This is a genomic window from Wolbachia endosymbiont (group A) of Cephus spinipes (genome assembly GCF_964026895.1).
Taxonomy (GTDB): Bacteria; Pseudomonadota; Alphaproteobacteria; order Rickettsiales; family Anaplasmataceae; genus Wolbachia; species Wolbachia pipientis.
On the sequence record NZ_OZ034713.1, the window covers coordinates 998,119 to 1,005,441 of the forward strand.

Annotated in this window: 8 protein-coding genes; 3 read left to right on the forward strand and 5 right to left on the reverse strand. The window is 33.3% G+C overall.

What is annotated here, in order from left to right:
- The first annotated feature begins 24 nt into the window (after positions 1–24).
- Both AAGD59_RS04740 and AAGD59_RS04745 read left to right on the forward strand, forming a co-directional pair.
- Entirely contained in the window at positions 25–246 is a 222-nt protein-coding gene (locus AAGD59_RS04740; protein WP_265028015.1) for a hypothetical protein, read from the forward strand.
- Positions 247–260: 14 nt separating this feature from the next.
- Complete coding sequence (locus AAGD59_RS04745) at positions 261–1,181, forward strand: patatin-like phospholipase family protein (protein WP_341812891.1); 921 nt, start codon at positions 261–263, stop codon at positions 1,179–1,181.
- A gap of 96 nt (positions 1,182–1,277) precedes the next feature.
- Here AAGD59_RS04745 and AAGD59_RS04750 read toward each other — a convergent pair whose 3' ends face one another.
- The 5 genes from AAGD59_RS04750 to AAGD59_RS04770 all read right to left on the reverse strand — a co-directional run bounded on the left by AAGD59_RS04750 (position 1,278) and on the right by AAGD59_RS04770 (position 6,204).
- The gene (locus AAGD59_RS04750; RefSeq protein WP_341812892.1) at positions 1,278–2,171 is read right to left on the reverse strand and encodes a helix-turn-helix domain-containing protein; all 894 of its coding nucleotides are present in this window, start codon (positions 2,169–2,171) and stop codon (positions 1,278–1,280) included.
- A gap of 50 nt (positions 2,172–2,221) precedes the next feature.
- Positions 2,222–3,142 carry a helix-turn-helix domain-containing protein gene (locus tag AAGD59_RS04755; RefSeq protein WP_341812893.1) on the reverse strand — a complete coding sequence of 307 codons (921 nt, stop codon included), beginning with the start codon at positions 3,140–3,142 and terminating at the stop codon, positions 2,222–2,224.
- A gap of 96 nt (positions 3,143–3,238) precedes the next feature.
- On the reverse strand, positions 3,239–4,375 hold the full coding sequence (locus AAGD59_RS04760; RefSeq protein ID WP_341812894.1) for a hypothetical protein: 1,137 nt from the start codon (positions 4,373–4,375) through the stop codon (positions 3,239–3,241).
- Between the two features lie 102 nt (positions 4,376–4,477).
- On the reverse strand, positions 4,478–5,134 hold the full coding sequence (locus tag AAGD59_RS04765; protein ID WP_341812895.1) for a RadC family protein: 657 nt from the start codon (positions 5,132–5,134) through the stop codon (positions 4,478–4,480).
- A 164-nt stretch (positions 5,135–5,298) separates the two neighbouring features.
- On the reverse strand, positions 5,299–6,204 hold the full coding sequence (locus AAGD59_RS04770; RefSeq protein WP_265028008.1) for a helix-turn-helix domain-containing protein: 906 nt from the start codon (positions 6,202–6,204) through the stop codon (positions 5,299–5,301).
- 120 nt (positions 6,205–6,324) lie between these two features.
- Between AAGD59_RS04770 and AAGD59_RS04775 the strand changes: the two genes are divergently transcribed.
- On the forward strand, positions 6,325–7,218 hold the full coding sequence (locus AAGD59_RS04775; protein WP_265028007.1) for an Rpn family recombination-promoting nuclease/putative transposase: 894 nt from the start codon (positions 6,325–6,327) through the stop codon (positions 7,216–7,218).
- The last annotated feature ends 105 nt before the right edge of the window (positions 7,219–7,323 follow it).

The window sequence follows — 7,323 nt, forward strand, 5'->3', positions numbered from 1 at the left end:
TCCATAATAGATTAATACCTTCACATGAAAAAGCAAAAAATCCCAATAGCGGTAATAATAACAATAGTTCTACAGACTGTAGGATTCATATGGTGGTTGGCAACACTCGACCTACGTGTACATATCCATGATAAATTTGTAGAGAAGAACCAAGAACTAATAGAAATAGTCTATCGACTTGAAGAGAGAGTGAAAAACCTCACTGAAGAAGTCAACGAACTTGAAGCTATTCACAAACACAAATAAGAACTAAATTTTCAGTGACAAAGTACATTTTATCTGTAGATGGAGGTGGCATTAGAGGGATAATACCTGCCATTATTCTAGCAGAAATAGAAAAGAGGGCAAAGAAACCGATAGCTGAAATCTTTGATCTTATGGCAGGAACCTCAACTGGTGGGATTGTTGTAGCAGGATTATGTAAAAAAGATAAACCTCAATATTCTGCTAATGATTTAGTCAAGTTCTATCGGGAATATGGACCATATATTTTTAAGTCTTCATTCTTCAGGCGATCAATATTATCTTGGTTTAACTGTACACAATACCCACATAAAAATATTGAATTTGTACTGGATAAATATTTTGGAGAGGATATTCTAAAAAACACATTAAGTAAGGTACTGATAACAAGTTATGATATTAACAACAACTATCCTTTCTTTTTTAAGAGCTGGAGAGAAGACAGAAATTTTATCAGGCTAAAAGATGCACTCAGAGCTACAACTGCAGCGCCCACTTATTTCATACCAAAACATCTAAAAATTGATCAGATAGACAGAGTATTAGTAGATGGTGGGGTATTTGCCAATAATCCTGCGGCTTGCGCATATGCAAGTGGTAAGAGGTTATTTCCAAATGATGAGATTATACTGTTATCAATAGGTACTGGCAGAACAGATAGAAGCATAGAGTATGCCAATTCAAAGAGATTTGGAAAAATAGGCTGGATAAAACCTTTGTTAAATGTGATGTTTGCCTCTGGATTGGACTGCGTAAATTATCAGATGAATCAAGTAATAGGCAATAGATACGTAAGAATACAATCGCAATTGAAGCTAGCGTCGGCTGACATGGATAATATTACATCAAAAAATATCAAATCTCTTCAGCAAGAGGCAAAGGCAATGATAGAGGATAATCAAAAAGTGATAGAGAAATTCTGTGATGTTTTATCTTGATACGTCAAATTCTGCAGAGCTAAACAAGTTTTTAGAATAGATATATTAAATACATAACTATTTTTACTTATATCTTAATATATTATTTAACACAATTCAATTTTCAAACTCATCAGTAGTTAAGCCACTTGCTCGCACAATAATATCAATAGCAACACCTGCCTTTGCTAGATTTTTTGCAACTTTGATCCTTTCTGTTTTTTTAACTTTTTCCTTGCCACTTTTCATATCTTCAGATAGAGATTTGACTAATGATTCTTGTTCTCCGTACTCATCCATTAAACTCAATAGCTTTTTGCTTTCTCTTGTTTTAGGTAGCAGAACTTTAATATTCACTGATAATGCATCTGATATTTTATATAATTTATCAAATGTTATAGCAGTATACCCTCTTTCATATTCGTGTATTTCCTTGAGTGTTAAACCAACTTTATCAGCCAAATCTTTTTGAGTGTATCTCCTTATCAATCTCCATTCTCTTATTCTTTGTCCTATTCTGTAATATATAGAATCAGTGCAGATTTCTCTCTCTGTACTATCATACTCGTAAATAGATAAACCCGTTGCCTGGGAAATAACATCAGTAGAAACTTCTTCTTTCACTAGATTTTTTGCTATTTCCAACCTTGCCTCTTCTTGATTAATTTTTTCGCTAATATGAACAAACCTGACTAATGAAGGTACTATTTTGCCTAACTTTTGATTCTCGTATATTTTTGTTAGATAAAGTATTTCCTCGTCTTCATCTTCATACTCTCTTACTGTTATTGATTTAGGTAATAGATCTACAACATTAACTGACAACACTCTTGCTATTACATATAGTACTTCAATTGGAATAGCGCTATAGCCATTCTCATAGCTGTTCACTTCTTGGTATGTTAAACCTATTTGACCTGCTAATCCTATTTGAGTATGACCTCGCATTAACCTACAATTTTCTATTTTTTGCCCTATTCCATAGCTAACATTGCTTGCAGAAACAAACACATATACCTCCTTTTAAGAAAAAAACTTTATTACTATAATTTTTTTACGAGCTATCCATCTAAAACCATATCAATAGATAAACCTACCGCTTGCAAAATAATATCAATAGAAATTCCACCTTTTACTAGATCCTTTGCAGCTTTGATCCTTTCCGCTTTTCTCACTTTTTCTTCACAAATCCTTATACCTTCAAACAGAGACTCTCTTAATGCATTACGTAGTTCTTGGCTCTCAATTTCTTTGTATTCTTTAATCAAATCAGGTAGCTCATTTTTCACTTTACTCCCTTCCTCTATTAGTAGATCCGTAATATTAATCGATAATGCTTCTGCCATTTCATATAATTTATCAAGTGGAACAGCAGTCCTTCCTTGTTCATAGTTACTTATTTCGTCACGTGTTGTGCTCATTCTCTCTGCTAAGTCCTTTTGAGTATACTCTCTCACTAGCCTCCATTCTTTTATCTTTTTTCCTATTTGGCAGTAGATAGAACCAACTTTTTCTTCAACACATTCATCAGCAGAGAGACCGATTGTTTTTGCAACAACATCAACAGAAATTCCTGCTTTAACCAGATCCTTTGCAATTTTTATTTTTTCCGATTTTCTACTACTTTTTTCACTGACTTGGACAAATTTGGTTAGCAAACAAAACATTCTACGTAACTCCTGATCGTTAATCTTTTTATATTCTCTTACTAGATTTAATATTTCTCCTTCCTCATTCTTAAAGCCGATTTTCTCCTTTGATGCAGGAATGAGATCAGTGATACTTACTGACAATGCTTCTGCTATAGCGTACAACCTTTCGATTGAAATTCTACGGTTCCCTTTCTCATATTGCAGTATTACCCAGTACTTTACACCAATTTTTTCAGCTAAATCCTTCTGAGTATAACCTCTCTCTAACCTCCAATTTTTCACTTTTTCCCCTACTTCACAGTCTAGACTTTTTTCCACGAAAACAACCATGCGTATAATATTTTCTACTATGGCTCAATTTTGTTAAGGCTCCAGATATAATGGTAAGAAAAAACCTCTGGAACCTTAAAGTTGACTGTAGACACATTAAAGTTTTCTAAAAGTTTCTTTACTACCTTCACGTATCCTATTTACCCACGGAGACAATACTTCATCATTACTAATCTCTTTTATAGCATACTTTTCATTCCATATGCCACATCTAGTGAAATTACCTCTTTCTACCACTTCCTTAAGCTTCACTCCCCCAAAGAGGCAATTTTTTCCTATTTCTTCGCCTCTTTTTTGTAACTCAGCCCACATTTCCTTGTTTTCTACTCTGACTTGTACTTGATCATATTTTTTTACATCGTGGTACAATATAACATTTAGCTTACCAATGCTCGTAGGAAATTCTAATACAACAGAACTTCCATCTGACATATCGGTATAGTTTCTTACACCTCCTTTCTCACTTTTAACCTCAACTGCATCATTACCAATTTTTAAAATACTACTTCCTAATTCTCTCAGTATTTTGGCTACTTCTATCTTACTATTCCCAGAAAATTCTATATACGATGTTGTATTATCTATCTCAACATCTATTAATTCTCCTTCTTGCACAGCACTTTCGCTAGCCTTCTCTAGTTCTTCTAGTCTCTTATCTATCTGTGGCTGAACTTCTGGCTGTAGCTCATTATAGATTTCACCTATCAATTTATTCTCCAATAAAGTATCATGAAACTCTGCACCGTTTAGCATTAATTTACGCATTATCTTTTTTCGATCAGTCTTATCAAATTTATGAAAATGTGTACCCAATACTACATACTCTGCAATGCTCCATTCCCCATCATTACATGCATTTAGCCTTGCTCCAGCAGCTAGCGCTTCGTCTACAGCCTTGTGCAGTTCATTTAGACTTTTTGCTCTTACCACAGCACTTTGAAGCCAGCTCAACTTTTCTGCACTTGGCTTTATTTTTTGCAAAGCTGAAGCAAATGGATTCAACCCTTCTGGATAATCTGCTTGATTACTCAAAGGTTTTGTGCCATATATGTAGTCAAGTCCTTTTCCATAGTTGATTTTGTTTTCGTGAACGTTTCTGCTAGGGAAAGGCATTGTATCTTCCGGTTTTATCTCCTTCTGATTATTAATTTTGCTCACAAACTTAGACTGCTTTATATCAACGCCTTCAAGAGCACCAAATATTTTCTTCAATAACTTGTCTTTACTAGTCATATAACCCCCATATTAAAAATACTTTTTAAGTATATAAATCTTAGTTTATACATTCTATTACTCAGTATAAATTATAATGAGTAGATTTGCAAATACTTTCTACTATAACAATCCGTTCTCTCGAAAGCTGAAATAGCCTCCACTTGTGATGATAATATGGTCAAACAATTTTACGCTTGCAGTACTACATGCTGCTGCTAAGCTCTTCGTTACTGCTTGATCTTCTTCTGACGGCTCTAAGCTTCCTCCAGGATGGTTATGTGACATTATTATTAATGTTGCATTTTTTATTAATGCTTTTTTTATAATCTCCTTTATGTATACCGGTGCTTTTTCCATTTCACCAATATAGGATTCTTCTCCGATTAGTTGGCGCCTTTTATTCAAATACAGTATTTTTACACATTCCCTTTCTGAGTGGCCTATACTTACGTTCAAATACTCTACTAGCCCTTGTAAGTCCATTATTGGCTCACTCTTGAGCTTTTCTCTCAGTACTCTTTCTAGTGTTTCCTTAACACACATAATCATTGCTACTGCAGAATCAGTTACTCCTTCTATAACTTTCAGGTCATCCATTTCTCTACCTAAAATCTTTCCTACTCCCGTATAAGTATTCACCAGATTTTTAGCAATTTCTTGAGCCTGTGGCCTTTCATGTACTGCACTTAGAAATGTTTCCATTATTTCACGATCAAGTAGTGCTTTGCCTTTGCTTTCTAATATTCTGAATTCGATTTCTTCTTTACTTTTATTCATATAATTTACCCTTCACTAACAACAAACTTTTTTTAGATATTTACTGCTGTTTTTTATCAGCATTGGCATAGAGCCATAGCTTCCGAGTGAAGTCAAATCAATTTTTCAATCTTTTTTACTTATTTTTTCATGGATAGGTTAAGATATTAATATATGATGATTTTTTATTGTTGAATTTCGTCTAAAGAGATGCCTACCGCTTGCAAAATAATATCAATAGAAATTCCTCCTTTCACTAAGTCTTTTACAATTTTGATTCTTTCTTCTTCTCTAATTTTCTCCTCACAAATTTGTATGCTTTTAAACATAGATTTTATTAGTACATTACGTAGTTCTTGGCTCTCAATTTCTTTGTATTCTTTAATCAAATCAGGTAGTTCATTTTCCACTTTACTACCTTCATCTTCTTCTATTAGTAGATCTGTAATATTAATCGATAATGTTTCCGCTATTGCATACAATTTTTCCAGTGGAATAGCCACACGTCCTTGTTCATAGTTGCTTATTTCGTCACGTGTTGTATCCATTTTCTCAGCCAAATCCTTTTGAGTATACTCTCTCACTAGTCTCCATTCTTTTATCTTCTTTCCTATTTGGCAGTAAATAGAACCTCCTTTTTCTTCAACACATTCATCAGCAGAGAGACCAATTGTTTTTGCAACAATATCAACAGAAACTCCTCCTTTAACCAGACCTTTTGCAATTTTTATTCTCTCCGTTTTTTTACTATTTTTCTCACTAACTTGAACAAATTTGGTTAGTAAACAAAACATTCTACGTAATTCCTGATCATTAATCGTTTTATATTTTCTTACTAGATTTAGTTCCTCATCTTCAAAACAGATTTTTTCATTTGATACAGGAATTAGGTCTACAATACCAATCGACAATATCTCTGCTATAGCATACAACTTTTCAATCGAAATTTTACGTGTTCCTTTTTCATATTGTAGTACTATTTGATACGTTACGCCAATTTTTCCCGCTAAATCTTTTTGAGTATAACCTCGCTTTAACCTCCAGCTCCTTACTTTTTGTGCTATCTGATACTTTATCAAGGTATTTGCCATAAATATTATACAGGTTAATACTACCAAATAAAGATATACAAAAACTTCTACGTTTCAATTTTAGTTGAATATTTCTTCACAATTGTGTATAATTATTAATGCTTTTTAGGTTAATTTATCATGGCTTTTTCTAAATTTCTTGATGCACGCAATGATTATGCCTTCAAAAGAATATTTGGCACCGAGAAGAATAAAGATATCCTCATTCATTTCTTGAACGATATTTTAGGCTTCACTGGCTTAGCTGCTATTCACGATGTTGAATTCTTAGCTACCATTTTGGATCCTGAAATTGCCGCTAAAAAGCAAAGTATTGTCGATGTTCTTTGTAAAGACTCTCAAGGTTCAAGATATATTATAGAAATGCAGTTCACCAAGACCAAAGGCTTCGAAAAGCGTGCTCAATATTATGCTGCTAAAGCCTACTCAAGTCAAGCTGATCAAGGTGATAATTATCATAATCTCAAGGAAATTATCTTCATAGCTGTTGCTGATTGTATTATTTTTCCAGATAAGACTGAGTACAAATCTAATCATGTCATTTTAGATCAAAATAGCTTTGAACATGACTTAAAGGATTTTTACTTCGTATTCATAGAACTACCTAAATTTACAAAGACAAAAGAAGACCAACTAGAAAATATAGTAGAAAAATGGTGTTATTTTTTCCGATATGCAGCAGAAACAAGGGAAGAGGATCTAGATAAGATAGTTGGTAGTGACGTAATAATAAAACGAGCTTATGAAGAGATGAATAAGTTTAATTGGTCAGAAGAAGAGTTACTAGCATATGAACAAATGAAAAAACGCATAATGGATGAGATTGCTGCTTTTGCTCAAAAATTTGATGAGGGTCTTAAAGTTGGTCAAGAAAAAGGTAGACAAGAAGGTAGGCAAGAAGAAAAAATCGAAGTTGCAAAAAACTCACTCAAGGCCGGTGTCTCTATTGATGTTATAGCTCAAATTACCGGTCTCTCTCATTCTGAAATTTCACAACTCAAAGAAAAAACATAATACTCCTACTTATTCACTTTAACATTTATGAAAACCTTTTCTAAGTTAGACATATCCCCTAATTAAGAGTCTAATGAACTGTCTAAAATAGCTATAAAGATTACA